General features: G+C 58.4%; 26 protein-coding genes and 1 pseudogene. 16 read left to right on the forward strand and 11 right to left on the reverse strand.

What is annotated here, in order from left to right:
- The first annotated feature begins 20 nt into the window (after window positions 1-20).
- From BMS17_RS24720 to BMS17_RS24735, 4 genes and pseudogenes are all read left to right on the forward strand, one after another.
- Window positions 21-434, forward strand: a complete 414-nt coding sequence (locus BMS17_RS24720; RefSeq protein ID WP_077431984.1) for a cupin domain-containing protein — start codon at window positions 21-23, stop codon at window positions 432-434.
- Between the two features lie 136 nt (window positions 435-570).
- Window positions 571-948: pseudogene (locus BMS17_RS24725) on the forward strand (hypothetical protein); the annotation flags it as partial.
- Between the two features lie 129 nt (window positions 949-1,077).
- On the forward strand, window positions 1,078-2,112 hold the full coding sequence (locus BMS17_RS24730) for a sensor domain-containing diguanylate cyclase (RefSeq protein ID WP_046031494.1): 1,035 nt from the start codon (window positions 1,078-1,080) through the stop codon (window positions 2,110-2,112).
- A 121-nt stretch (window positions 2,113-2,233) separates the two neighbouring features.
- Window positions 2,234-2,503, forward strand: a complete 270-nt coding sequence (locus tag BMS17_RS24735; protein WP_139348122.1) for a hypothetical protein — start codon at window positions 2,234-2,236, stop codon at window positions 2,501-2,503.
- Window positions 2,504-2,551: 48 nt separating this feature from the next.
- Here BMS17_RS24735 and BMS17_RS24740 read toward each other — a convergent pair whose 3' ends face one another.
- The 3 genes from BMS17_RS24740 to ppk2 form a co-directional block, all read right to left on the reverse strand.
- Window positions 2,552-3,352: a lytic transglycosylase domain-containing protein gene (locus BMS17_RS24740; protein WP_046031492.1), complete on the reverse strand. Its 801-nt coding sequence runs from the start codon at window positions 3,350-3,352 to the stop codon at window positions 2,552-2,554.
- 358 nt (window positions 3,353-3,710) lie between these two features.
- Window positions 3,711-5,357, reverse strand: coding sequence for a malate dehydrogenase (quinone) (gene mqo / locus BMS17_RS24750; protein WP_046031490.1), 1,647 nt, complete (start codon window positions 5,355-5,357; stop codon window positions 3,711-3,713).
- Window positions 5,358-5,593: 236 nt separating this feature from the next.
- On the reverse strand, window positions 5,594-6,511 hold the full coding sequence (gene ppk2, locus BMS17_RS24755; protein ID WP_046031489.1) for a polyphosphate kinase 2: 918 nt from the start codon (window positions 6,509-6,511) through the stop codon (window positions 5,594-5,596).
- 198 nt (window positions 6,512-6,709) lie between these two features.
- On the opposite strand from ppk2, the gene BMS17_RS24760 reads away from it, so the two are divergent.
- Window positions 6,710-7,645, forward strand: coding sequence for a phosphatase (locus BMS17_RS24760; protein WP_077431985.1), 936 nt, complete (start codon window positions 6,710-6,712; stop codon window positions 7,643-7,645).
- A 15-nt stretch (window positions 7,646-7,660) separates the two neighbouring features.
- Here BMS17_RS24760 and BMS17_RS24765 read toward each other — a convergent pair whose 3' ends face one another.
- Both BMS17_RS24765 and BMS17_RS24770 read right to left on the reverse strand, forming a co-directional pair.
- Window positions 7,661-9,226 (reverse strand): aldehyde dehydrogenase (NADP(+)), encoded by a 1,566-nt coding sequence (locus BMS17_RS24765; RefSeq protein WP_077431986.1) that lies wholly within the window; start codon window positions 9,224-9,226, stop codon window positions 7,661-7,663.
- The gene (locus tag BMS17_RS24770; protein ID WP_046031486.1) at window positions 9,223-9,858 is read right to left on the reverse strand and encodes an isochorismatase family cysteine hydrolase; all 636 of its coding nucleotides are present in this window, start codon (window positions 9,856-9,858) and stop codon (window positions 9,223-9,225) included. Before BMS17_RS24770 ends, BMS17_RS24765 begins: the two co-directional genes overlap by 4 nt.
- Before the next feature lie 98 nt (window positions 9,859-9,956).
- On the opposite strand from BMS17_RS24770, the gene BMS17_RS24775 reads away from it, so the two are divergent.
- A complete protein-coding gene (locus BMS17_RS24775; protein WP_077431987.1) occupies window positions 9,957-10,490 on the forward strand; it encodes a helix-turn-helix domain-containing protein in 534 nt (177 codons plus the stop codon).
- A 69-nt stretch (window positions 10,491-10,559) separates the two neighbouring features.
- On the opposite strand, the gene BMS17_RS24780 is transcribed toward BMS17_RS24775, so the two are convergent.
- On the reverse strand, window positions 10,560-11,003 hold the full coding sequence (locus BMS17_RS24780; RefSeq protein ID WP_046031484.1) for a hypothetical protein: 444 nt from the start codon (window positions 11,001-11,003) through the stop codon (window positions 10,560-10,562).
- 240 nt (window positions 11,004-11,243) lie between these two features.
- On the opposite strand from BMS17_RS24780, the gene BMS17_RS24785 reads away from it, so the two are divergent.
- Both BMS17_RS24785 and BMS17_RS24795 read left to right on the forward strand, forming a co-directional pair.
- Window positions 11,244-11,699: a cupin domain-containing protein gene (locus BMS17_RS24785; protein ID WP_077431988.1), complete on the forward strand. Its 456-nt coding sequence runs from the start codon at window positions 11,244-11,246 to the stop codon at window positions 11,697-11,699.
- Window positions 11,700-12,235: 536 nt separating this feature from the next.
- Window positions 12,236-14,692, forward strand: a complete 2,457-nt coding sequence (locus BMS17_RS24795; RefSeq protein ID WP_077431989.1) for a hypothetical protein — start codon at window positions 12,236-12,238, stop codon at window positions 14,690-14,692.
- A gap of 402 nt (window positions 14,693-15,094) precedes the next feature.
- On the opposite strand, the gene BMS17_RS24805 is transcribed toward BMS17_RS24795, so the two are convergent.
- Both BMS17_RS24805 and BMS17_RS24810 read right to left on the reverse strand, forming a co-directional pair.
- The gene (locus tag BMS17_RS24805; protein ID WP_077431990.1) at window positions 15,095-16,219 is read right to left on the reverse strand and encodes a P1 family peptidase; all 1,125 of its coding nucleotides are present in this window, start codon (window positions 16,217-16,219) and stop codon (window positions 15,095-15,097) included.
- A gap of 197 nt (window positions 16,220-16,416) precedes the next feature.
- Complete coding sequence (locus tag BMS17_RS24810) at window positions 16,417-17,520, reverse strand: polyamine ABC transporter substrate-binding protein (protein ID WP_077431991.1); 1,104 nt, start codon at window positions 17,518-17,520, stop codon at window positions 16,417-16,419.
- 111 nt (window positions 17,521-17,631) lie between these two features.
- On the opposite strand from BMS17_RS24810, the gene BMS17_RS24815 reads away from it, so the two are divergent.
- Entirely contained in the window at window positions 17,632-18,405 is a 774-nt protein-coding gene (locus tag BMS17_RS24815; protein WP_046031477.1) for a helix-turn-helix transcriptional regulator, read from the forward strand.
- A 10-nt stretch (window positions 18,406-18,415) separates the two neighbouring features.
- Here the strand turns inward: BMS17_RS24815 and BMS17_RS24820 are convergent, their stop codons facing one another.
- The gene (locus BMS17_RS24820) at window positions 18,416-19,357 is read right to left on the reverse strand and encodes a class I SAM-dependent methyltransferase (RefSeq protein ID WP_077431992.1); all 942 of its coding nucleotides are present in this window, start codon (window positions 19,355-19,357) and stop codon (window positions 18,416-18,418) included.
- Between the two features lie 166 nt (window positions 19,358-19,523).
- Between BMS17_RS24820 and BMS17_RS24825 the strand changes: the two genes are divergently transcribed.
- The 5 genes from BMS17_RS24825 (at window position 19,524) to BMS17_RS24845 (ending at window position 22,644) form a co-directional block, all read left to right on the forward strand.
- A complete protein-coding gene (locus tag BMS17_RS24825) occupies window positions 19,524-20,144 on the forward strand; it encodes a cytochrome b/b6 domain-containing protein (protein ID WP_077431993.1) in 621 nt (206 codons plus the stop codon).
- Window positions 20,141-20,926: a molybdopterin-dependent oxidoreductase gene (locus tag BMS17_RS24830; protein WP_077431994.1), complete on the forward strand. Its 786-nt coding sequence runs from the start codon at window positions 20,141-20,143 to the stop codon at window positions 20,924-20,926. Before BMS17_RS24825 ends, BMS17_RS24830 begins: the two co-directional genes overlap by 4 nt.
- A 45-nt stretch (window positions 20,927-20,971) precedes the next feature.
- A complete protein-coding gene (locus BMS17_RS24835) occupies window positions 20,972-21,241 on the forward strand; it encodes a pentapeptide MXKDX repeat protein (RefSeq protein ID WP_077431995.1) in 270 nt (89 codons plus the stop codon).
- A gap of 235 nt (window positions 21,242-21,476) precedes the next feature.
- Window positions 21,477-21,884, forward strand: coding sequence for a response regulator (locus BMS17_RS24840; protein ID WP_077431996.1), 408 nt, complete (start codon window positions 21,477-21,479; stop codon window positions 21,882-21,884).
- A gap of 91 nt (window positions 21,885-21,975) precedes the next feature.
- Window positions 21,976-22,644, forward strand: a complete 669-nt coding sequence (locus BMS17_RS24845; RefSeq protein WP_077431997.1) for an HAD-IA family hydrolase — start codon at window positions 21,976-21,978, stop codon at window positions 22,642-22,644.
- 46 nt (window positions 22,645-22,690) lie between these two features.
- Here the strand turns inward: BMS17_RS24845 and BMS17_RS24850 are convergent, their stop codons facing one another.
- Window positions 22,691-23,350: an isoprenylcysteine carboxylmethyltransferase family protein gene (locus BMS17_RS24850; RefSeq protein ID WP_046031815.1), complete on the reverse strand. Its 660-nt coding sequence runs from the start codon at window positions 23,348-23,350 to the stop codon at window positions 22,691-22,693.
- A 52-nt stretch (window positions 23,351-23,402) separates the two neighbouring features.
- A complete protein-coding gene (locus BMS17_RS24855; protein ID WP_077431998.1) occupies window positions 23,403-24,350 on the reverse strand; it encodes a GlxA family transcriptional regulator in 948 nt (315 codons plus the stop codon).
- A 124-nt stretch (window positions 24,351-24,474) separates the two neighbouring features.
- Between BMS17_RS24855 and BMS17_RS24860 the strand changes: the two genes are divergently transcribed.
- Together BMS17_RS24860 and BMS17_RS24865 are read left to right on the forward strand one after the other, a co-directional pair.
- Window positions 24,475-25,266, forward strand: a complete 792-nt coding sequence (locus BMS17_RS24860) for an SDR family oxidoreductase (protein ID WP_077431999.1) — start codon at window positions 24,475-24,477, stop codon at window positions 25,264-25,266.
- A 67-nt stretch (window positions 25,267-25,333) separates the two neighbouring features.
- Window positions 25,334-26,263 (forward strand): pyridoxal-phosphate dependent enzyme, encoded by a 930-nt coding sequence (locus BMS17_RS24865; protein ID WP_046031468.1) that lies wholly within the window; start codon window positions 25,334-25,336, stop codon window positions 26,261-26,263.
- Window positions 26,264-26,291: the final 28 nt, after the last annotated feature.

A 26,291-nucleotide genomic window follows, 5' to 3' on the forward strand; every position in this document is an offset into this window, starting at 1 on the left:
ATCCACGAAGGAGCAACCCCATGGTTACCCGAATCCTGATGGCCGCCGTCTTCGCCGCGCTCTCGATCAGCGCAGCGTCCGCCGCTGAGCCGCCCCACGGCAAGGTGACGGTCGTATTCGACCGTCCCATTCCCAATCTTCCCGGCAAGAGCATGAAAGGCGTGGTCGTCGAGTATGGGCCGGGCGCTGCGTCGCCATCCCACACCCATCCGAAAACGGCCTTCATCTATGCAACCGTCCTGGAAGGCTCATTTCGCATCCACGTCAAAGGCCAGCCGGAAAAGATCTACACCGTCGGCGAAAACTTCGTAGAGGAGCCGGGCTCCGTGCACCTGGTCAGCGCCAACGCCAGCGACACCGAGCCTGCACGCCTGCTGGCGGTGTTCGTCCTCGACACCAACGAAAAGGAACTCGTCACACCGATCAAGAAGTGAGCCGGTCAACGCACTCATGAAAGTTCGACAGCCGGGCGGCAGGCTTCTGCCGCCCCTGCCGCTGACTCGGGCCCCGCAACCCCTGCCGTCGTGGCGCGGCGAAACAAGCGCAATTCCCTCGGCAAACTGCTGTGCGTCGCTGATCGAACATCATGTCGTCATCAATGGCACGGTCCTCGGCGCCAACGTCACCCCTGGGGGAAACGCGCTCATCGAACGGCTGACCACCACGGGGGCGATGCTGGCGGGGAAGGGCGTGGATCAAGTCGCCGCCGGGCGGGCAGCGACGAGTCTGCTGGGCAAAGTTGTGTCAGGTCAGGCGACGGTGATTGCTTTCGAAACGGCGTTTTACGCTGTTGCGATGCTGTTTGTGGTTGCCGCGCCTGTGCTGGTGGGCATCAAGATTGGGCTCTCGAAATACGCGAAGGTGCGTGCGATGCGGGCCTTAGCTGAAGTCGGAAGGGGGGTAGCACCAACAAAATCCCTATATTGGGTCGGTTTCAGCCGGTCGTGACAGGCAGCAATCGGCCAGAAGCGATTGCTCCATGGTTCTAGCCGTCTTATTCAGGTGAAGCCTTGCGCTGTTCAGTAATCCGCCGATTAGTCGATAATTGAAATACCCCTTTGCTATCGGCACGCCCAAATGGATCAGATTCTTTCTCTTCTCTCCGATACCATTCCCAAAGCCCAAACCCTGGAGCAGCTCACGCGTCCCTTGCTGACCCTGCTCAGTAAGATAACCGGTATGGAGTCGACCTACCTGACGACCATTGATACCGACGAGGGTGTCCAGCGTGTCGAGTTCGCACGTAACGTCGGTGACATGGTAATTCCTGAAGGGCTGGTCGTGCCTTGGGCAGATACTCTGTGCAAGCGGGCGCTGGATGAGAATCGCATGTACTCGGACAACGTTGCCGAATGTTGGGGTGATTCGGAGGCCGCCGCGGCCTTGGGCATCAGAACCTACGTGAGTGCGCCAATCAGATCCCAGGATGGGCAAGTGCTGGGGACGGTATGTGCTGCCAGCTCGGATCAAGTGGCCCGCTCTGCTGACGTGGAACCCTTGCTGATGCTGCTGTCAGGGTTGCTGGGGTATTCCCTTGAACGTGGGCTGCTTGTTGAGCGACTCCAGGCTGCCAACGCCGAGTTGACCAAACTGGCCCTGACAGATCCACTCACCGGCCTGTCTAACCGGCGTGCCATCCTAAACGATGCTGCGCGCCTGTTCGCCCTGGCCCAGCGGGAGAGCAAGTACATACTCATGGGTGTCATCGATCTGGATGGGTTCAAGTTCATCAACGATACCCGCGGCCACCTGGCAGGAGACCAGCTACTGCGCGGCGTGGCCGCAAAACTGCAGCATGACCTTAGAGCCAGCGACATCATCGGGCGTACTGGCGGTGATGAGTTCATCGTGATCGCCTTGGGCACACCCTCCGAACACACCGACCCGGCGAACGACATGCGACATGCCGCCGAATTGCTTCAGGATCGCCTGTCCAAAGCGACGATAGGGCGATATGAGCTGGGCCACGGTCTTGGTGATATTCAATATACCGGCGCGAGTGTTGGGGTAGTGGCAGTGATACCGGGCAGCATGACTGTGGACGAGGCCACAAAGCTGGCAGACCGCGAGATGTATAAGGTGAAACAGCAGAGAAACCGTCAACGGTTGTAGGAAAGCCGAAGGTCAGCTGTGGGGCGGATAGCGACCAGACGCGGGCATTCAATTTCGCTATTCATACATTTCCCGAGCGTGCGAAATTACCAGCCCTTCAATTTCTCTCAAAGGCAGACTCATGACCTGCACCCTGGCAGTCTCGAATATTTTAGGTCCATGGAGTGGGGATGACCACACAGGGCTAATGCAGCGCTGCAGGGAGGCATGGGACACACCTCTGGAGAGTTTGAATGATCTTATGGTCGCCACTTTTTTGAATCAGAACATCGCGACCAAACACCTGCTCATCGAGGCAAAGCGCCGCATGGAAGAACAGGAACGAGATGGAACCGAGTACTTCGACGGCCAGCTTCTCGAAGCTATAGAGCGTCTGCAATCTGGGGAGTAATTCATCCCGACGAGTTATTGTGTTCGACACGGCATGCGCCCTACGGTACTAGCGATGGTTGCGATAGCGTTCGGTCAAGGATTGCACGAGGGTGACGTAGGATTGCGTCTCGGCGTAGGGAGGCACCCCGTTGTACTCGACCACGGATGCTTCGCCGGCGTTGTAACCTGCCAACGCCAGCACCTGGTTGCCATTGAAGCGCTTGAGCAACCAGGCCAGGTAGCGCACGCCGCCACGAATGTTCTGTCGTGCGTCGAACGGATTGTCCACGGCGAAGCGCTCGGCGGTGGCGGGCATCAACTGCATCAGCCCCTGGGCGCCGGCTTCGGAAATGGCGTTGGGGCGAAACGCCGATTCGGCATGTATCACTGCGCGGACCAGTGCCCTGTCGACACCATAATGATCCGAAGCGGCTTCGATCTCCCGCTGATAGGAATGGGGGTCCAGGCGCAGTGAGGCGACCTTGAAATCCTTCGGCACCCTGCACAGATAGCAGCCCTTGATGACATAGAGCTCAAGGACATCGACCCGTGCGGAGATCCCGACGGGGCGCCGGCTCACATATTGACGAATACCCCTGTGGATGAAGGTGAACACCCGAATCCGCACCGCGCCTGAGTTGTCGTCCTGCACAAGCCGTGGCAGGGCCATTGGCTTGGCGCCGACACCCGCCATACCATTCAGGCGAGTGCAGCGGGCGCTGGCGATGGCTTGGTTGGTGTAGCTGATGGCTCCGTCGTTGGCTTGGCATTTGAACATGGCGCTGGCGCACAGTGGCGCGACCAGCAAGGCCAGCTCGATACAGCCAAGAAGGCTCTTGCGAGCCCATCGCCATGCTCTGGAACTCATCACATCGCTCCGCGCCGCAGACGCCGATCAGGCCTGGGGCGCCTGGCCCGGGCGCTGCCTTGGGAGGGCCTATTCTGGGTGATCCGCCTTTTGTTCTGATAGTTATACCCCTTGTATCCGGCCTTGGAACGTGTTTCTTCACCACGCCGTCCGCATCGGTCAGGCGCACGGTGCCTTCGAGGATGTGGCACATCCCGACGCAAACGAATGTCTCCTTCTGGCCGATTGCTACCTGTCGCGAAGGGGCGCAGTCGACCCGCAGCTGAGGGTGAAGAAAAAGCCCGCTGACCGTTTACGTCCAGCGGGCTTTTGTTTCCAGGTCAGCTACATCGAGCACTGCGAAGGAGTGGACGTCTGATCACAGTGCGATGTCAGCCGGTGCCTTTTCCTTCGCCGGCTTGTTCTCCTCTTTTTCAGCCATCGGCGTAGCGACTTGACTGATCGCCGGTGGGGGCATCAGTTCAAGTATCTTGGCGGTATACGCCCACTCTTCAGCCACTTTTACCGGATCGTTGTTAAGTTGGGTACCGTAGCTCGGGAGGATCTGATGCAGTTTCTCCTGCCAGGCGGGCGTCGCGACTTTGTCTTTGAAAACTGTCTGCAGCAAGCTCACCATGATCGGTACTGCGGTCGACGCGCCCGGAGATGCACCCAGCAAGCCGGCAATGGTGCCGTCCTGGGATGTGACAATCTCCGTGCCCAGTTTCAGGACGCCACCGGCAGCTTCGTCACGCTTGATCACCTGCACGCGCTGGCCTGCTTGCCACAGATGCCAGTCTTCGGCCTTGGCGTTGGGGAAGTATTCCTTCAACGCATTGAGGCGATCCTCGTCCGACAGCATCAGCTGACCCGCCAGGTACTCAACCAGCGGATATTGCTTGATGCCGACGCGAGTCATCGGCCACACATTGTCTGTCGTGGTGGTACTCAGCAGGTCCAGAAAAGAGCCCTGTTTGAGAAACTTGGTACTGAAGGTTGCGAATGGACCGAACAGGATCAGACGCTTACCGTCCAGTACGCGGGTATCCAGATGCGGAACCGACATGGGCGGCGCTCCCACCGAAGCCTGGCCGTAGGCCTTGGCGAGATGCCGCTCGGTGATGGCCGGGTTTTCTGTCACGAGGAATGAGCCGCCCACTGGAAAGCCTGCATATTCCCTGGCCTCGGGAATTCCCGATTTCTGCAACAGCTTCAGCGCGCCACCCCCCGCACCGATGAACAGGAACTTGGCATCGGTTGCTGTTTCGCTACCGTCCTTGAGGTTTTTGTAGCTGACGCGCCAACTACCGTCTTCGTTTCGGGTGATGTCCTGCACTTCGCTCGACAGCTTCAGGGCAAATTTCGGCGAGGTTTGCAGATAACCGATCAGTTGGCGGGTCACTTCTCCAAAATTGACATCGGTGCCATTGGGGTTCCACGTGGCCGCAATTATTTGCTTCGGATCACGTCCTTCCATCATGAGCGGAACCCATTTTTTGATCACGGCCGGGTCTTCGGAGTACTGCATACCGCGAAACAGCGGGCTGGCCTGCAAGGCCTCGTAACGCTTTTTCAGAAAGCTGGCGTTGTCAGCGCCCCAGACGAAACTCATGTGCGGGGTGGAATTGATGAACGAACGCGGGTTCTTCAGCACGCCTTGCCTGACCTGCCAAGCCCAGAATTGCCGGGTCAACTGGAAGCCTTCATTCACTTCAACAGCTTTCGAGATCGTGACTTTTCCGTTCTCGTCTTGCGGCGTGTAATTCAACTCGGCCAAAGCCGAATGGCCTGTACCCGCGTTGTTCCAGCCATTGGAGCTTTCCAGGGCGACACCGTCGAGGCGCTCGACCATTTCCATCGAGAGCCCTGGCTCCAACTCATTAAGCCAAACGCCCAGGGTCGCGCTCATGATGCCGCCACCGATCAGCAATACATCGACTTTTTTGGCTTCTTCGGCGTGCGAATGCACAGCGCCAAATGACAGCGTTAAACCGGCAAGAATGTGTCTCAGTTTTTTCGTGTTCATCCTGTGCTTCTCCCACAGATTTACGGTGATCCCTACCGCTCAGATGGCTCTATCGTTGGTGATAGGTGGTAAAGACCTGGTAAGAAGCTTCAAGATCAAGCATCACGTGAATCCAGGAGCCCGATTGGGCACTACGCTCGGCACCCAATGAAAATCAGGGTAACGAGGATTGAAGGCTCCTGTTTCCGTGTTTGCTAACTTATTGTGCCAATATGCATTTAATTCAAGCCATCCCCCTAATACACCTGCGGCACAATCAATTCCGCCGGCGTCGGACTGCGCGAATAGTCCTCCTGCCGTACACGCTCCGGCAATTCAATCACCGGGTATTCGACCTCTTCATAGGGCATCTGCCCCAACAAATGGTGAATGCAGTTGAGGCGGGCCTGTTTCTTGTCGTTGGCCTGCACCACCCACCATGGGGCTTCGGCGATGTGGGTGCGTTCCAGCATGATTTCCTTGGCCTTGGTATAGGCCTCCCAGCGCCGGCGGGATTCGAGGTCCATCGGGCTGAGTTTCCATTGCTTGAGCGGGTCATGAATGCGGCTGAGGAAGCGCAGGTGCTGTTCCTGGTCGGAGATTGAGAACCAGTATTTGATCAGCTGGATACCGGAGCGCACGAGCATCCGTTCAAACTCTGGCACGGTGCGGAAGAACTCTTCATATTGGTCGGCGTTGCAAAACCCCATGACCTGCTCGACGCCCGCGCGGTTGTACCAGCTGCGGTCGAACAGCACGATTTCCCCGGCAGCCGGCAGGTGCGAGACGTAACGCTGGAAATACCATTGCGTGCGTTCGCGGTCGTTGGGCGCGGGCAGGGCGGCGACCCGGCAGACCCGTGGATTGAGCCGCTGGGTAATGCGCTTGATCACCCCACCTTTACCCGCCGCGTCGCGACCTTCAAACAAAATCACCACTTTATGCCCGGTTTTCACCACCCAGCTTTGCAGCTTGACCAGTTCGCCTTGCAAGCGGAACAGCTCGCTGAAATAGCGTCGTCTCTGTTCTTTTGCGCTGCTGTCACCCTCATGCGCATCAAACAGCGCATTGAGGTCGTGGCCGTCCTCCATCAATTCCAGTTCCAGCTCTTCGTCGCGGTGATCGAGCAGCTCGCGATGGATACGTTGAATCAGGGTGTCGTTGTCTAAAAGCATGGCCATAACTCCCGACGAAGGTGGAAGTGGTCATGCTAGGCCTGTGGATGTGACGGGCCAGTGACGGTTGTGGCGTGGTGAAAAAAAGGCCGGTGTCATCTTGGTGTCACCTAACCCATGGCAGGATCCTCGCAAACCGTCTTGAACGCTTCGATGGACTGCGTTCGCGGGCCAATGAAACTGCCAGGAATCCGCACCATGAAAGGAGACGCCTCGCTATTTGCAGCCATTGACCTGGGCTCTAATGCATTTCGCATGATGATTGGCCAGCCGGTCAAACGGAACCAGAAGTGGATGATCCAGGAAGTGAAAACCCTGCGTGAACCGGTCCGTTTATCGGAAGGTTTTCAGGGCGGCGCGCTGGATGAGATGGCGCTGGACCGTGGATGGCAGGCGCTCTCGCGATTCGGTAAAAAATTGCGCGGTTTTGAAGCCGGCCGGGTGCGGGCGGTGGCGACCAGCGCGGTGCGTGAAGCTGACAATGCGCAACTGTTTCTGGCCAGCGCCGAGCGGCATCTGGGGTTCAGGATTGATGTCATCTCGGGGCATGAAGAGGCGAATCTGGTGTACGCCGGCGTCGCCCATTCGATCCCCAGCCCGGCCAGTCTGCGTCTGGTTGTGGACATCGGTGGCGGATCCACCGAGCTGATTCTGGGGCAGGGCGCCCAACCGTTGTTGACCGAAAGCATTGCCATCGGCAGCGGCACGTTTGGCGCGCGTTACTTTTCGGGTGGCTGCATCACCGCCCCGGCGTTGCTGGAAGCCGAGCGGGTGGCCACGCTGCAGTTTGAAAAAGTGGCGCGGCGTTACCGCGCCTTGGGTTGGCAGCAGACTATCGGCTCGTCGGGAACGGCGCGAATGCTCGCCAAAGTGCTCAAGGCCAACGGCATGAATGACGACGGCGAAAGCGGCATCACCTACAGCGGCCTGCTGCGCCTGTCATTGCGCCTGCTGGAAGTGGGGCACGTCAAACAGCTCAAACTGGCCGGCTTGCAAAACCATCGCTTGAGCTCCTTGCCCGGTGGCCTGGCGGTGATGTTGGCCGCGTTCAAGGTCTTTGGTATCTCGCACATGACGCCCTCCGAAGGTGGACTGAGGTTCGGGGTGATGCATGGCTTGATGTCCAGGCATTGAACCCCGTCCCCCGTTCTAGACACCGTCAACGAGACGAGGCAATCCCGACGGGTTCAGGTCTCGCAGCACCTCGGGCAGCAGCGCTTGAGGAAAGCCCTGGTAAGCCACCGGGCGCAAGAAGCGTTCAATTGACGTCATGCCGACCGAGGTGAAGCGGCTGTCCGACGTGGCCGGAAACGGCCCGCCGTGAACGGTGGCAAAGGTCACTTCCTGCGGATGCGCGAAAGCATTGACGACGATTCGCCCGGTGCGTCGTTCCAATACCGGCAACAAGCGCTGTGCCAAAGGCAAATCATCGTCCTCTAGGTGCAGGGCCGCCGACAGCTGACCCCGTAGCGAGCGCGCAACGGCGAGCATCTCAGCCTCATCCCGGACCTTCACCAGCAACGCTGAAGGGCCGAATACTTCTTCGGCGAGCAGCGTCTCGTTCAGGAAATGTGCGCCGTCGACCTCCAGCAACGCGGAGGCGCCTTCCAGCGCGGCACTGGCTGCCGAGCCTTCGGCAATGCGCTGGGCGCCGGCGTTCTCCATGAAGCCGAGACCGTTCAAATAGGCCGCGTGAATGCCCGGTGTCAGCATCGGTCGCGCCGAGGTCTGGTTGACGCGTTCGATCATCGCGGCGCGCATCGCCTCAAAGCCCGGCCCGTCAATGGCGATCAACAACGCAGGTTTGAGGCAGGCTTGTCCGACGTTCACCACCATGCGTTCGATAAAGCCGTCACCGATCCGCGCCCCTTGAGCAGCCTGTGCGTGGGGCAGGATGAGCGTGGGGTTGATGCTGGTCATCTCGGTGAACACGGGAATCGGTTCGGGGCGCAGTTGCGCACGGCGATACAGCGCCATACCGCCACGTTCCGAGCCGGTGAACGTCACCGCTTTGATCAACGGATGATCGACCAGCGCTTCACCGATTGCATTACCGCCACCGCGCACCATCGAAAACACGCCTTCGGGCAGCCCGTGTACTTGCACGGCGTTGCGAATCGCCTGGGCCTGGATTTCCGACGCTCCGGGGTGAGCGTTATGCGCCTTCAGGATGACCGTCGCGCCAGCCGCCAGTGCCGAAGCGGTGTCGCCCCCGGCGACCGAGTACGCGATCGGAAAATTGCTCGCGCCGAAAATCGCCACCGGACCGAGGGCGATCTTCTGCAGTCGATGGTCCATGCGCGGGCGTGGCTGGCGATCAGGCTGCGCCGGGTCGATGGCCAGTTGCAGGAAGCGCCCCCTGCGCACGACCTCGGCGAATTGGCGGAACTGAGTGGCGGCTTTTATTGCTTCGCCCTCAAGTTGCGCCTCGGGCAGACCGGTTTCGAGTGCTGCCCTTGCTGCCAGCGTCTTGCGCACCGAGTCGAGATTGTCGGCAATGCTGTCGAGGAACGCCGCGCGCCGGGTGAGCGAGGTGTGGCTGTACTCATCGAACGCTTCATCGGCGAGGGTCGCGGCCTTGTCGACGTCGGCTACGCCACCCAGGGCGAACGCCGGTTCAATCAACTGATTGCTGGCGGGATTGAGCGCCTTCATCGTCCCTTCGGTACCGGGCACATCGCTGGCGCCGATCATCAGTTTGCCTGTCAGTGTCATGGGCATTCACCTTGGGTCAGGGTGGCGATGAGTTCTGGCGTGGTGACAATGGCGTGGGCGAACGTCGGACCGTTCAGCTCATGCGCCGCGTGCATCATTTCGGGCTTGAAGGCGGCCGTCGCGTCGCGCACCAGGGTGACGTGATAACCCAGTTCCACCGCGTAACGGGCGGTGGCCTCGATGCAGGTATTGGCCAGCAGGCCAACGATGATTACGTGAGTGATGCCTTTTTGTTTGAGTCGAAAATCCAGGTCGGTGTTGGCAAAACCACTGGAGCCCCAGTGTTCCTGAACAACGATGTCACCGGCCTTGGGCGCGAAATCGGGGTGCCAGTCGCCGCCCCATTCCCCGCGAGCGAAGTGATGCATGTGCATGATCTTGCATTGGGTGGGGCTTGGGTGATCCCAATCCTCGTAGTCGCCTTGTTCCCAGCGGTGGTGCGGTACGATGACCACCGGAATCTCGAGGGCCCGGACGGTGCGGTCGAGTGCGCGCAAGTTGTCGAGCAGGCCGACTTGTTCGGCGATCGGTTCGATAAGCGGATAGACTTTTCCGCCTTCGGAAAGGAAATCGTTGTAAGGATCGACCAACAGGTAGGCGGTTCTGTCGAGGGGATAGAGTGTTTTTGACATGGCTGTTTCCTCCAGGAGTTGAGTGACCGGTGCGTCGGGCTTGCCCGTGCATCATGTTGATATGATAATCATAGTAACTGTAAAAGAGGCAAGGCCGCATGTCGGTAAACACCGCTGTTCCCGAAACCTTGTGTCCGATTTCCCGGGCTGAATCTGTCGTCGGCGACCGCTGGACGGTCCTGGTGTTGCGCGAGTTGTTCATGGGCAGCCATCGATTCGACGAGATCCAGGCGCAAACCGCCGGGACCCCGCAAATGATCGCCACCCGCCTCAAGCGTCTGGAGGCCGACGGACTGGTCGCCCGCCGCCCCTACAGCGAGCGGCCCTTGCGTTACGAGTACCACCTCACGCCGAAAGGGGACGCGTTCTATTCCGTGGTTTTGGCATTGCGAGCGTGGGGGGAAACCTGGTGCAAGTCAGAGGAGGAGGGGTTGGCGGTGGTTTACACCCACGCCACCTGTCGCCAACCTGCCGGGCTGGGGCCGTTGTGCGCGCATTGCGGCGAGCCGTTGCGTCGTGCAGAGCTGATTAGTATGCCCAGCGAGGCCTATGCCGCAGAACGAAAGGCACGGCGTGATGCGTTCAAGGGCGCGCGCGGGGCGGACCCGGTTGCGGCGGCTCAGGATCAGTAGACGAGCGTCGGCGATACCGTGAGAAAAGCGTTCCCACGCAGCGCGCGGGAACGAAGGAGGGCAACGGCTTCAGCTCAGATTGCCGCAGAAAATGTTTTGATGGCCATCGGCCGGGCTTTCACGCACCACCAGCACATAGCCGCCGGCGCGGAGTGTCTCGACCGCCACGGGTGCGCTTTTCCAGAAGTACTGCATCGATGCCGATGAATAAAACCGTGCATTTGGCCCGTCGTTCAGGTCATACGCCGGCGTAGAGCCCAGTTGGGCGCAGCTTCCGGAATAGATATAAGCCATCAAGCGGCCGGGTAACGCGCTGCCCATGGTTTCGCCGCTGACGGCAAACCAGAACTCGGTTGCATTGCCTTTGGGCATCATGATGGGCCGGGCGATATTCCCGCCGTTGACGGACGTAGCGTGCAGGGGAACGTTAGTGATTTGACTGTCTGGCACCGTCGAACACCCGCAGAGCCACCCGACCGCCACCACCAACGCCAGCGAAGATACGATTTTCATCGTGAAACTCCCGCTTGTAAGGACGCGTTGAAGTGATCCCCCTGTCAATTTTAGCTGTGTGGTGACAGAGGACATTTCTTCGGATGGTCGGTCGGAGCGGACGGGGGCTTGTATCGCAACGTATCCCCGGTGCCGGCAGCCACCTTTGCATACAAAACCAAGGGATGTGCGACACACGCGAGATACACCGGTCCCTCCAAATGGTGTCACCGCATCGGCGGCAATCACTGGAGAATGACGATGTCCCGTATCACTTCCCGTAACACCGCTGGCCGGCTCGGTTTCACCCTTGCCGCTGTTTCACTGGCAGCCTTCGCAAGCTTTTCCCAGGCGGGCGAGACCACCCCTGAAGCACAACCTGCTAAAAACTGGCAGGCCGGCATTCACCGCACAGACCAGGTGCGCCAGGACCTGGACGTCGCCGACCGCGAGGTGATTCAAGTGCGTGTCGATTTCGACGCGGGCGTGACGTCGCCAAAGCATTCGCACCCTGGGGTTGAGGTTGCCTATGTTATCGAAGGCTCCTTTGAGTATCAGTTGGAGGGTCGGGCACCGATCACGCTGAAGGCAGGCGATTCGCTGTACATCCCGGCGGGCACAGTGCATTTGGCGAAGAACGTGGGTAGCGGCAAAGCTTCTGAGCTGGCGACCTACATCGTGAAGAAAGGCACGCCGTTGCTGGTGCTGGAGCACTAAACAAGTTTTGCTCACTGCTTGGAAAGCTATTTCCAGGCAGTCGCCGCGAATAATAGAGGTGTTCCAATCTCGGGGTCGACTCAGGGTCGAGTTTCTTGCCCTTTCGCGGATAATCATGCATTCGAGGATGTCGTTCGTCGGATTAATGATGGAAATCATCATCCAGTCCCTACAAAAAATCGTGTAAACAACTTGGATAGCCGTTGAGTATGGCAGCTCGTGATACTCCTTTTGAAGGCTACCGCGATGAAAAGCCATTTGTTAGTCGACCCGGTTAGTATCAGCTAGGTAGCTGATATATTTGAACAAAGCGTCGGGATCTAGTGTGTTTGCATAAGCCGAATTTTCATTTGGGCTGGTGTAGCCGACGAAAGATTAGCTATTTAGATAGTGCTAGGCGAAAGCGATATCGACTGGCCTGTAAAGTGGGTGTAACAAGAAGCAGTGTTTTAACATCCTTGCGTGTTGTGAGAGTGGCATCTATAAGAATTAAAGCTTACCTAAACAGAGCTTTTTTAAAATAAGGATCGGTGCCAATGGATCGCAACTCTCTGTCGCTATATTCTTTTTTAGGTGTGTGCGTACTTGGCATTATAGCGCTAGGTGTTCGTAGTTGTGGCGGCCCTTATGCGTTAAACATCAGGCAAATAAATTACTCCAATCCGCAAATATCGGGGCCTATTCAGTTCACCGATCCAAAGCTTTATAAGCGGGAGGCACTCATTAATGAGCGAAATAAAGAAGTTGCCTACTTGGATAAATTGCTGGTTGAGAGTGAAGCCAGCGGGTTCAATCTTGAGCCCGAGATTATACGTGATTTAGACACCATAACGTCACTGACAGGAGGTGTGGTGGGGCGTTCCGATCCTGCGAGTGCGATGAGATATACATTGGAGAGTGAAAAATATCGGACGCAGCAAAATGCTGATTTGCTGCGCCTGCAAGTTGAAGTAGACGTACTGCAGCGACAGTTGGATTCGCAGCGCAATAGCTTATCGACAGGAAATGACGGTGTGGCCCAAGGGGCAGCACTGGGTGAAACGTATAACGCTCACGGTGCAAGCGGGTCGACAAATACTGAAACTGTAAACACTGTTGGCGAATCCATCACAAGGATCAATGCGGCAGAATCGACACGCCTTGAGGAAATATCGAAACGGGGGACTGAAGGGGAAAAAGGCTCTAATCCTACGGATGCTTTTCTTGATCGTGCGGCGTATCGCACATTGGTAAACAGCGCCCGAAACGCTGCGAGTCTGGATGAGCTTCACGATAAGGATGGCGCCGCGCTGATTCGCCTTTATTTTTCCGCTACCGTACTTCCACCCCCAGAAGACTATGCGAACGCGCTGGGTGTACTTCGTATGGAGGTTGCGCCACCGGACTGGACAGATGAGAATGTGTCTGAACTCTATTTGAACTGGCTGAATTATATTAATAGAATCTTGAATGTTCGAGACTTTGCTAATAAAAAGCCGTTGACGTTTCGGGAAAATGTTGCGCTTGGTAGTGTGCGGGAAGGGGATTTATTTGATGTGGTGTATTATTATTATCCGCTTGATAAGGCAGAGTGCGGTGGGGTGTCCTTTGACAATTCGGGTAGAAATGGATGCGGTATACTTAGTTTTGCCGTTCCAAGGGCGAAGTATAAGGATCGGCTAGCAAATGCATTAGTCGACACCTATGCTAATCTTACAAAAAAAAATACAAATGAAGATTATTTTCAGAAAGCAAGGAATGCCGTTGCTAATGCACCTCGTGATGTTGGTAATTTTGGTAAAAAATGCTCCTCTGAATTACTTGGCGATAAAAACATTGAGTTTGTTGAGTTAAAGGGTAATTTTCGAGATGCGCTGGGTCTTGCGATTGAGGGGCATTTTTTGCTTCAGGCTCTCGTACGAGTTGACTCGCATGCTCAAGGAATCATGTCTGACAATGATGGTCCAAAACTACCACCGTCCAAATTGCTGGAAGACTATCGTAATATGGAGTCCACTCGCAAAGGCGAGTTGTTGCTTGGAGAATTTTTAGCCTACAAAAGAAATCAAGGGTGTAAGCTCGGTTTGGCGGATCTTGTTAAATCTTCGATACCCAATAGATTTGATGACATGGTTCGACGAGAAGGCTTGCGCGTTGCGATATACGAAGTTAACCCTCATGAGCAAGCTCAACGCATTGGCACAGCCGTGCGGGCCGCGGATGCTATCAGTTTGGCAACAGCTCTATCGGCACAACTTCCTAGCAGTGGCATAGGCGCTGAGGGCGCTCTGGATTTTTCACGAAGTGCAGTCGGAAAAGCGGACGCTCTCGAAAGAGTTCCACTTGCGGTGTCTTTTGCCGAGGCCAAAGTTTCCAGTTCAAATCACGGTCCTGCTTTTGGTTGGGTTTTAGGACCACGAGTGTCTATTGATCCTTCGAATAACTCATTTGTGCTGACGCAACAGTTAAAAACATACGATTTGTCTGTTGATCTGGCTGTACCTGGTTGGTGGCCATATTTGTACTTGGATACGCAGTCTGCATGGTCGCCAGACTGGAATTCCGGGTCGGGTAAAACGCTGGCGTCTGGCATTGCTCCTAAACGTATAAAGGTCAGTTTGGGAAATAACTCATCTGATCTCGCTGCACTCACTTCGATGATAGGTGGGGGGGCATTCATCAGAGTTCCGGTTATTTCTAACGTGTATCCGGAAAGTATTTCTGCGTGCGCCGGCGGTATGTTTATTCAAGTGGTAGGAGATAATATTTGGCGGGCTAATACGATTATTTTGGGCGGTCGCAAAGTTTCCGGTGGGGATGTAACTGTGTTGCCTGACATGAATGGAATTCTGGTCAGCTTAGGGACTGGATTGTACCCGGCGATTGATGAAGATGGAATTGAAATGACCGTTCTAACGCCCTATGGCCGGGCAACAAAAAAAATAAAATTGAAGGGCGCTAGGGCAGATGGAACTTGCGATGCTGTGCTTTCGAAATCTGAAGGAGGGGGCTAACTATTGTTGTACTGAGGAGGTTGTATGGAGTACGGTACGATTTCGTATGTCACCGAAAATGGGCAGGGCTATATTCGACCCGACAAGCCCGGCGGTGAAGTTATGTTCACCCGTGCAGTTTTTCAGGCCCACTGGTATCAGGCAATAACTGATCGAAGGGTCGAGTACTCACTGAGGAGGTACAGTGAAGTTGCAGAGTGGGTGAAATTGTTGGATTAAAAACTCGGGCAATGCATCTGTGCGGGCAGTCATTTGCATCGACAGACATTAAAGTATCATTGCATAGAACAGGAGAGCTAGTTGCCATATAGTCAATGATGCTTGCCAGGCTTTGGCATGAGGCCTCTAAAACGCCCAATGCAGCGCAACGGGCGTTTGGCCAATCCAAACCAGATTGTAAATCTAAACAGTCGCGTTACCCGGCCAACCCGCCTGACGCAATGCATTGTGCAGTGTATCCGCATCCAATCCCTTCACCGTATGGCCGTTGCCTTCCACCGTTTCAGATGCAAGCAAGGCATTGATAATGGCTTCTTCCACGGCTTCGGTGGCGGCCAGAAACAACTCGCTGATGTGATCGTTGTTGACCATGCTCAGGTTGTCGCACGTCGGCGCGCCTTTGCCTTCATAGGCGGCGGGCGGTACGTGCTGGTTACCGGTGGCGAAGGCAATGAAGATGTCACCGCTGTGGTCTTCGTTACCGCCACCCGTGCGGGCCAATCCCAGACTGGCGCGTTGCGCGAGACGCGTGCATTGGTGCGGCAGCAACGGTGCATCCGTGGCCAGGCAGACGACGATGGAGCCCATGCCCGGAAACGGCAGCGAGGCCTTGAGGAAGGGCGAGTCGACCTGTTCCATATAGCGTCCGACCGGGTAACCGTCGACGCGCAGTTCATTACGAATGCCGTGGTTGGCCTGAACAATCGCGCCGACCGTCCAGCCGCCCTGCGCAGGGCTCAAGCGTCGCGAGGACGTGCCGATGCCGCCCTTGAACTCGTGACAAATCATCCCGCTGCCACCGCCCACCGCGCCTTCGATCACCGGGCCACCCACCGCATTGCGTTGGGCCTGGGCCACATGTTCGGGTTTGACGTGGAAGCCGTTGATGTCATTGAGCAAGCCGTCGAACGTCTCCAGCACCACCGGCATGTTCCAGTAAAGCCGGCCGTCATCGGGTTGGTTCTCACGGTCCAGCGCAATCAGTGCGTCGCGCACCACGCCCAGGCTGTGGGTGTTGGTGAAGGCGATCGGACTGGTCAGCAGGCCGGCTTCACGAATCCACTCAAGACCGGTGGCGTCACCGTTGCCGTTGAGCACATGCACACCGGCAAAGCACGGTTGTTGATTGGTGGAACCGGCGCGCGGTTCGATCAGGGTGACGCCGGTGTGGATGTCACGACCGCTGTCGGTGCGGCCACGCACATCACTGTGGCCGACGCGCACACCGGGCACGTCGGTGATGGCGTTGAGAGGGCCGGGTTGCAGTTGGCCGAACTGGATGTTCAAGTCGCGGGCACGTGGTTTCATGGGTTTTCTCATGTTCATGGTGTTAAACAAAATTATTGGATGACCGATTCCCTGTAGCAGCTGGCGAAGCCTGCGTCCGGCTGCGCAGCAGTCGCAAAATCAGAATGCACGGTGCTTCAGGTAATCGTGCGGGCCGGGTTTACGACTGCTGCGCAGCCGGACGCAGGCTTCGCCAGCTGCTACAGAGTCACCGGGGGTTATTGACCGTTTTTGACCTTGCTCCAGATCCGCGTCCGCACCCGCTCGGTGGCGGGCGGCAGGGGCTGGAGGGTGAACAACGTGGCCAGCGCTTCAGCCGACGGATAAACGGCAGGATTGGTGCGGGTCGCCTCAGCCACCAGCGGCGTCGCGCTGCGATTACCGTTGGGGTAGTTCAGGTGATCGCTGACCGGGGCGATAACATCCGGGCGCATCAGGTAGTCGATGAAGGCCAGGCCTTGTTGCGGATGCGGGGCGTCCTTGAGCAGTACCAGCGTGTCGAACCACACCGGCGCACCTTCCTTGGGCAGGCTGTAGGCGATCTTCACGCCGTTGTTGGCCTGCTCGGCATTGGTCTTGGCTTCCAGCATCGCGCCGGACCAGCCCACCGCCACGCAGATGTTGCCGTTGGCCAGGTCGCTGATGAACTTGGACGAATTGAAGTACGCAATGTGCGGGCGCAACTTGAGCAGCAGCGCCTCGGCCTTCTTGTAGTCTTCGGCGTTGGTGCTGTTGGGTGGCAAGCCCAGATAGTGCAGGGCGACCGGCAGCATTTCGGATGGCGAATCGAGCATCGCCACGCCGCATTGGCCGAGCTTGGCGAGGTACTCTTCCTTGAACACCAGGTCCCAGGAGTCCACCGGCGCCTTGTCGCCCAACGCGGCGCGGACCTTGTCGATGTTGTAGCCAATCCCGTTGGTGCCCCACAGATACGGCACGGCGTACTGATTGCCCGGATCGTTGTTGGCCAGTTTTGCCAGCAGGTCGCTGTCCATGTTCTTGAAATCAGGCATTTGCGCGTGCGGCAACGGTGCCAGGGCGCCGGCCTTGATCAGCGTCGGCAAACTGAAGTTACTCGCCACCACCACGTCGTAGCCGCTGCGGCTGGTCAGCAGTTTGCCTTCCAGCACTTCGGCACTGTCGAAGGTGTCGTAAACCGGCTCGATTCCGGTATCGCGCTTGAAGTCATGCAGGGTGTTGGGACCGATGTAGTCGTACCAGTTGTAGACATGGACCGTGGGTGCGTCGGTGGCCATCGCCGACAGCGAGACGCACAAACAGGCGCCCAGTCCGAGATTGATATGCGAGCAGTGACGACTCATGATGCGGCACTCCTGGCCTGCTGCAGGCCGGTGATGAACAGGTGCTTGCAGCGTATCGGCAGGCGCGGGACTCACCCATTCCCATCATGGGTTACTCGAAAGGGGTAGTGCGTGGACGCGTTGTTGAAAGAGTTGCCCGTGCACCAAGGGCTGGCGCGGGTGTTTGGTGCGTTGGGTCAGGACGGTTTCTGGCGGGCGCTGGTCGACACCTTGCGGTTGCTGGTGCCGCTGGACAATGCGTTGGTCGCGGTGATGGGCGCGGGGCGGGTGCCGCGGTTGCTGATTGATTTCGACTCAAAAGGCGATGCCGCCGAGCATGAAGAACTGGCGGACTACAGCGCCGGCATGTACCTGCTCGATCCCTTCTACCAGGCCGCTTGCGCCGGCATTGCCGATGGCCTGCACAGCCTGGAATCGGTGGCTCCCGACCAGTTCCAGCAAAGCGAGTACTACCTGAGCTATTTCCGTTCGGTCGTGGGCGCCGACGAGTTGCAGTTCATGATCAACCTCGATGGCGCCGTGCTGGGCTTGTCGCTGGGGCGCTCGACGCGATTTACCCTCCAGGAGCAGGGCCGTCTGTTGTGCGTGCGCGACTGGGTGCTGTCGGCGATGCGCCGTCACCTGCAACTGATGCCGCCGGAAGGCGCGACCGCCGAGCCTGTGGCCGGCGATCTCACCCTGTTGCTGGATCGCTTCGACGCGCGCCTGTCGGTGCGGGAAATCGAAACGGCCAGGCTGATTCTTCAGGGCTTCTCCAGCAAAGCCATCGCCCAGCAGATGGGCATTTCACCGGAGACCGTGAAAGTGCATCGGCGCAACGTGTATCACAAGCTCAACGTGAATGGTCACGGCGAGTTGTTTGCGTTGGTGCTGCAGCCGCGTTGATACCGGCGGTTTACTCGCCCAACTTGAACACCAACGCCTTCAATCCGCAGGCCTCATCGGCATCCGGAAATTCCGGTGGATTGTCCAGCCGCTGTTCAAAACGCAGGCTCGGCGCTTCCCGCATGACGCCATCGATGAGGAAGTCCGGGCCGAACGCCGGGTCGTTCATGCAGGCCAGCACCGTGCCCTGCGGGCCGAGCAGCTCCGGCAAGCGGCGCAATACGCGCTGGTAATCCTTGGTCAGCAAAAAACTGCCTTTCTGAAAGGACGGCGGGTCGATGATCACCAGGTCATACGGACCTTTGCCAATCACCTTGCCCCAGGACTTGAACAGGTCGTGGCCGAGAAAGCTGACCTTGCTCAAATCGTGCCCGTTGAGCCGGTGATTGTCGCGCCCACGGCTCAAGGCCGGGCTGGACATGTCCAGATTGACCACGTGCTCGGCGCCGCCCTCGATGGCCGCGACCGAAAAACCGCAGGTGTAGGCAAACAGGTTCAACACACGCTTGCCGTCGGCATTGGCCCGCACCCAGTCGCGGCCGTAGCGCATGTCGAGAAACAGGCCGGTGTTCTGTTTGCGCCCCAGGTCCACACGGTAACGCAAGCCACCCTCGGTGATGGTCATTTCATCGATCACGTCCCCCAGCAGCCACTCGGTGGTGCTTTGCAGCAGGTAGCGATGTTGCAGCAACAAGGTATGCGCGCCGGATTGCTGCCACTCGGGCGACTGCGTGATCAGCATCAGGCGTTGTTTCAAGTCTTCGAGCTGCGACGCTTCCGGCTCTTTGAACAGGGCGACCAGCACCACGCCCTGAAGCCAGTCGACGGTCAACTGCTCCAGGCCCGGCCAGCGGCGGCCACGGCCGTGGAACAAACGGCGGGTTTCTGCGGGGGGCGTTGCCAGGGCCGTCAGCAAATGGGCGTGGAGGGTGGCGAGCGCGTCTGGGTTCATCGGGCAGGGTCGGCAATTTGAGGGGGCGGCATTTTAACCACAATTGCAGGGTAAGGCGCGTGGCAACGCGTCGAGAGTTATCACGTTTAATTTAACTTTACGTGAGGATTTGGCGATCTGTCCGCTCACATACTCGGCCCCATCGATCAACTGCCGGGAGCCGGACATGTCGCAGCTATCTGCTTCACCCCGTATCAGCAGCCATCCGCGCTGGCTGCGGCTGACCCATTGGCTGAACGCCCTGGCGGTTCTGGTCATGGTCACCAGCGGCTGGCGGATCTACAACGCATCGCCCATTTACGATTTCAGCTTCCCCAAATCGATCACGCTCGGCGGCTGGCTGGGGGGCGCCCTGCAATGGCACTTCGCGGCGATGTGGTTTCTCGCCATCAACGGCCTGATTTATCTGGCCATCAACCTGTTCAGCGGTCGTCTGAAACGCCGTTTCTTCCCGGTTTCGCCCAAAGGTGTCCTGCATGACGTATGGGCCGCGTTGCGAGGGCGGTTGGGGCATGCCGACCTGAGTCATTACAACCAGGTGCAACGGCTGGCGTACCTGTTCGTGATGGTCGACATCATGCTGCTGGTGGTTTCAGGGCTGGTGCTGTGGAAGTCCGTCCAGTTCCCGCTGCTGCGCGAGTTGATGGCGGGTTACGAAGGTGCGCGACGGGTGCATTTCTTCGCGATGGCGCTATTGGTGGCCTTCGTTGCGGTGCATCTGGTGATGGTCGCGCTGGTCCCCAAAACGTTGTGGGCCATGATCGTCGGTCGCAAGGAGCCGGTATGAAAAAGCGCATCGAAAGTACCGGGCTGGACGAGTCGTCGATCCTGACAGATGCCCGGAAAATCCTCGCCCCGCAGATCGCCGACCGCTCGCGTCGCTCGTTCCTGCTGCGTGGCCTGACGCTGGGCGGCGTGGCGATGTTGTCCGGCTGCAACATCACCGACAACGAAAACGTCGACACCGCGTTGTCCGCCATGTCCCGCTTCAACGACCGGGTGCAGGGCTGGCTGTTCAACCCCAACGCCATGGCACCGACCTATCCCGAATCGATGATCACCCGGCCATTTCCGTTCAACGCCTTCTACGGCATCGACGAAGCGCCGACGGTGGAGGCGGAGAGTTACCGACTGGAAGTTACCGGCCTGGTCGCGGACAAACGCAGTTGGCGGCTCGAAGAATTGCGCGCCATGGCGCAGACCGAACAGATCACCCGGCACATCTGCGTCGAAGGCTGGAGCGCAATCGGCCGCTGGGGTGGCGTGCGGTTCAGTGATTTCCTCAAGCGCGTTGGCGCCGACACCGATGCCAAATACGTCGGCTTCAAATGCGCGGATGACTACTACACCAGCATCGACATGGCCACCGCGCTGCATGCGCAAACCTTGCTGACGCTGACCTACGACGGCGCGGTGCTGCCGCGCCAATACGGCTTCCCCATGAAACTGCGCATGCCCACCAAGCTGGGCTACAAGAATCCCAAACACATTCAGGCCATTTTCGTCAGCAACACCTACAGCGGTGGCTACTGGGAAGACCAGGGCTACAACTGGTTCGGTGGCAGCTGACGGGCAACTTCACTCGCCCGCAACCTGTGCTTCAAGGAGTTCATCATGAAAAAGTTAGCCACAGCCGTACTGTCCATGTGCCTGGCCGTAGGTGCCGCCTCTGTATTCGCTGCTGACACCATGAGCAACGACACCATGAGCAAGGACTCGATGTCCAAAGATGCCATGTCCAAAGACACGATGAAAAAAGATTCAGCGATGAAAAAGGACGCCATGGCCAAGGACACGATGAAGAAAGACAGCATGTCCAAGGATGCAATGTCCAAGGACAGCATGAGCAAAGATGCGATGAAGAAGGACGCTACTTCTCAGTAATCCAGTTCCTCTCGATCCCTGTGGGCGCTTGTTCCCACAGGTTCGTGCAGGGCATGACATCACTACAAACAAGGGCGTTGATGGCAGAGAAGGGCGCTGCTCTGATTTTGCAGGACGCCTGATTTCGTCGCCCCGGTGTATCAAAAATGAATTTCCGCCGAGCTGGCTGCTCATACTTGATAGGTAGCGCATTTAGCTCGCGAAATCATAGATGCATTCAGGGAGTGGCAATGTCATGGGACCAGTATCGACGGTCGACGCGAAACCTTCGGGTGGGTTGATTCTTGTGGTCGAGGACGATCCGCTGATCCTGGAGTTTCTTTGCGAAATTCTTCAGGACGAAGGGTTTGTGGTCGAGCCTCAAATCAGTGCAGATGCCGCTTCGATGTATCTGGAGCAGCATGCGAATGACGTTTGCCTGTTGCTCACCGATATCACCATGCCGGGCACCCTCAATGGCGCTGACCTGGCCAATCAGTTCGGCGACCGCTGGCCTGACAAGCCGATCATGATCATGTCCGGCTTCGAAACCCCGCAAAGCTCAGGCGTAAAACATTCGGTCTCGTTCATTAAAAAACCCTGGGCGATCGGTCAATTGCTGGACTGTGTCGACGGTGCCTTGAAGTCCAAGCCTGCTGGCTGAAACGTTACTGCGCCGCATGAGCCCGTCTCGCTGGTAAATGCTACATTGCCTGGTACTACCTGCCTGGCCACTTGCGAGAGGAAGCTTATCCTTGTCTGCTCATCCATCCGTATTCAACACGCCTTACCGCGCTTTCCTGTTCGATATGGACGGCACTGTTCTTAACTCTATCGCTGCCGCCGAGCGGATCTGGACGATCTGGGCCTTGCGCCACGGGGTGGATGTCGAGTCTTTCCTGCCGACCATTCACGGCGTCCGCGCTATCGACACCATCAATCGCCAGGGATTGCCGGGCGTCGATGCGCAGGCGGAAGCGGCGTGGATTACCGAGGCGGAAATCGAGGACGTGGAGGGAATTGTCGAGGTCCGCGGCGCGGCGGCATTCCTGCAATCCTTGCCGGCCAATCAATGGGCAATCGTGACCTCCGCACCCCGAGCGCTGGCCTTGCGCCGGATCGCGGCTGCGGGGATTCCCGTACCTGACGTGATGGTGACTGCGGAGGATGTCAGCGCGGGTAAACCGGATCCTGCGGGTTATCGATTGGCGGCGAAACGGCTGGATGTCGAGGTGACGGAATGCCTGATCTTCGAAGATGCCAGCGTGGGGATACGGGCGGCAGAAGCGGCCGGGGCTGATTTGCTGATCATCACCGAGACGCACGCACATCCGATTCAGACGGCGCATGCGACATTGGCCAGCTATCAGTCAGTCACCGCAGCGGTCGATCCCGACCACTCTCTGCGCCTCAACCAAATCTAATTGTAGGAGTGAGCCTGCTCGCTCCTGCAATGGAGTTGCGCAGTGACTAGTACACACCGGGAACCAAGCGCCAGGTGTGGGCGCAATACGCCTCATATTCGTGCCCAAACTGTGCCCTCAACAACGCCTCTTCCGCGTGAATCCGGGCAATCAGCGGAATTACCGTCAATGCGGCCAACAGCAGGCCGGCACCTGAACGAAACGCCAGCGCCCAACCCAAGGCGATGACCAGCATCCCCAGGTAACTGGGGTTGCGCAGACTACGATAAATCCCGTCGGTGACCAGCGTATGCCCCGGTTGAATTGCCACCAGCCCGCTGAATCGTTTGCCCAGCACAAACACGGGCCACATCCGCAGGGCGCCACCTGCGATGAACAGCAGCGCGCCGATCCAGCGCAGGCCTTCACCGCCGAAGGTCCAGAAGTCGATTCGGTCGGTGTACGCCGGCAGAAAGCCGCTGAGTATGCCGATCACCCCGAATGCCGGAAGCACCCAGCGATTGGCGCGGTCCTCCCGTTCACCGGAACTCAGATTGACCTCGGTGAACAGCGAAGCCACGGTCATCACCAAGGTCGCCAAGGCAACCACCACCAATGGCGCATGGGCGAAAAACGCGGCCAACCCGCCCATGCCCCACACCGCGAGACCGAGGTAGGCAAGGGTGCCGGCGATGGCGAAGAATGCCAGCCTGGGCGAAATTTTCATGAGCACCTCGTGATGAGCCATTGCCCCATTCAGTTTAGAGGCCGGGGGCTGCTCACGCGTTCAACTCGGACCTGGCATTGCGCCGAATGACCTGCGGCGGTTGGCCGAATGCCCGAAGAAAGGCTTCACGCATGCGGCGACGGTCAGTGAAACCGGCCTCGCTGGCGATTTGATCGAGACTCAGACGCCCGCGTTCGAGCATCTGCCGTGCCGCCTCCAGGCGCAGGTTTTCGATGGCCTTGGCCGGCGTCTGCCCGGTCTCGGCGCGAAAACTGCGGCTGAATTGTCGAGGGCTCAAGCGCGCCACGTCTGCCAGTTGCTCCACCGACAGAGGCGAGGCCAGGTGTTCGCGGGCATAGCCGAGAACGGTTTGAATCCGGTCGGATTTCGGTTCCAGTTCCAGCAGGGCCGAATGCTGGGACTGGCCCCCTGCGCGGCGCTGATACATCACCAACTTCTGCGCCACAGAGCGCGCCAGTTCGGCGCCATGATCTTTTTCGACCATGGCCAGTGCCAGGTCGATGCCGGCGGTCATGCCGGCCGAGCTCCAGATCGAGCCGTCAACCACGTAGATGCGGTCTTCTTCCACTTTGATCAACGGAAATCGCGCTTGCAGCTCCCGGGCATAGGCCCAGTGAGTGGTGGCCCGTCGTCCATCGAGCAAACCGGCCTGGGCCAGCACGAATGCCCCTGAACAGATCGACGCCATGCGCCTGGTGGTGTTCACCCGGTCGCGCAGCCAGGTCAATACACCTTCGGGTGCCTGTTCGACGATGGCATCGCCGCCCACCACGATGACGGTGTCGAAGACTCGCTCATCGAACGCCTGGGTCCCGACGTTCAAGCCTCCGGAGGCGCGTAACGTGCTGCCGTCCTGCGAGATCACACTGACCTCATACAGCGGCTCACCGGCGCTGAAGTTGGCGTACTCGAACACTGGCATGGCCGCCAGCGCCATGGACTGGAAACCCTCGAACACCACAAATGCCACGGCAGTCATCGCAGGACCCTCAAATGAATATGTCCGAAAAACGTACTTTAAACGTCATTTGAGACAAGTGTAAGACCCTTTATAACGGTTCACACCCGGCGAACTGATCGCCTCACTGTGAAGGAAATCCGACATGGCTCTCTCATCCAAAGGCACCGCACTGATCACTGGCGCTTCTTCGGGCATCGGCGCGGTGTATGCCGACCGTCTCGCCTGGCAGGGTTACGACCTGATTCTGGTCGCTCGCAGCCAGAGCAAACTGAACGCGCTGGCGAACCACCTGAGCAACGAAACCGGGCGTGCGGTGGAAGTGGTCGCCGCTGATCTGAAAGTCAAAGCCGATGTGCTGCGGGTCGAGGAGATTCTGCGTAATGACGCCAGCATCACCCTGTTGGTCAACAACGCCGGCGTTGGCGCAGTGATGCCATTGTTGGGCAGCCCGGTCGACGAGATGGAAGACATGATCACCCTCAACGTCACTGCGCTGATGCGGCTGGCCTATGCGGTGGTGCCTGGCTTTGTCGCCCGTGGCACGGGCACCGTGATCAACATCTCATCGATCGTGGCCATCGCGCCGGAAATCCTCAACGGCGTGTATGGCGCGACCAAGGCCTTTGTGCTGGGCCTGAGCCAATCAATGCACCGCGAGCTGGCGGATAAGGGCATTCGTGTTCAGGCGGTATTGCCTGGCGCGACGGCCACCGACTTCTGGAGTGAGGCGGGCAACCCGGTGGAAAACCTGCCGCAAGAGATCGTGATGTCGGCGCCCGACATGGTCGACGCCGCACTGACGGGCCTGGCGAAAGGCGAAGTGGTGACCCTCCCGAGCCTGCACGACGGCGAACAATGGGACCGTTACGAAGCTCAGCGCCAGACCCTTTCGGGGTTGTTTGGCAACGCCAGCGCCGCACCGCGTTATCGCTAAAAGGGGGGGGCGGCGGGCTGGGTGAACTAAGCTTGGATAAGTAGGGTTCACCTTTGGGAGACCCGCGATGCTTCACATCCGGACACCGTTGATCTTGCACCCGGGGCTGTCGACGCCGACCCGGCGGATCTGGCTCAAGATGGAAAACCTGCAACCCAGCGGTTCGTTCAAGCTGCGTGGCATGGGGCTTCTGTGCAGTTGGGCCAAGGCCCAGGGCAAACATCGAGTTATTTGTCCTTCGGGCGGTAATGCCGGTTTTGCCACCGCTGTTGCTGCCGCCAGCCTCGGACTGAGCGCCTGCATTGTCGTGCCGCACACCACCCCCGAATCGACCCGCAACCGAATCAAGAAAACCGGTGCCGAGGTGATTGTTCACGGCAAGGTCTGGGACGAGGCCAATCAACGGGCCAAAGAACTGTCGCAGGATGCGGACACCGAATACGTGCCGGCTTTCGATCACCCGCTGTTGTGGGAGGGGCACAGCACCCTGGTCGATGAGGTGCTTGAGGTGTGTCCTCAGGTTGATGTGATGGTGACGTCGGTGGGCGGCGGTGGTTTGTTGGCGGGAATCCTCACGGGGCTGATTCGCCATGGCCGCACGGACTGTCGGATCGTTGCTTGCGAAACCGAGGGAGCGGCCTCGTTCGCGGCCGCCATGAAGGTTGGGCATCCGGTTCGATTGCCGCGCATCGATACCGTGGCGACATCGCTGGGTGCGGCGCAGGTCGCAGCCTGGCCAGTGCAGCACCTGCGCGATTTCCCTCACCAGTGCGTGGTGCTCAGCGATGAGAACGCCATCATGGGCGTGGTTCGATTCGCCAGTGATCTGCGCCAGTTAGTGGAACCGGCCTGTGGTGTGTCATTGGCGGTGGCATACCTGAACCATAGCGCCATCGCAGATGCGCACGATGTGGTCATTGTGGTGTGCGGCGGGGTAAGTATCAGTGCGCAGTTAGTGGCCGGATGGGCGCGTTTGTCCACCGGGAAAGCGAAGTAGGGCTGCAAACGCTATCCAGCTGTCGCAA

The sequence above is a fragment of the Pseudomonas sp. C9 genome (assembly GCF_002000165.1).
In the GTDB taxonomy this organism is placed as follows: domain Bacteria; phylum Pseudomonadota; class Gammaproteobacteria; order Pseudomonadales; family Pseudomonadaceae; genus Aquipseudomonas.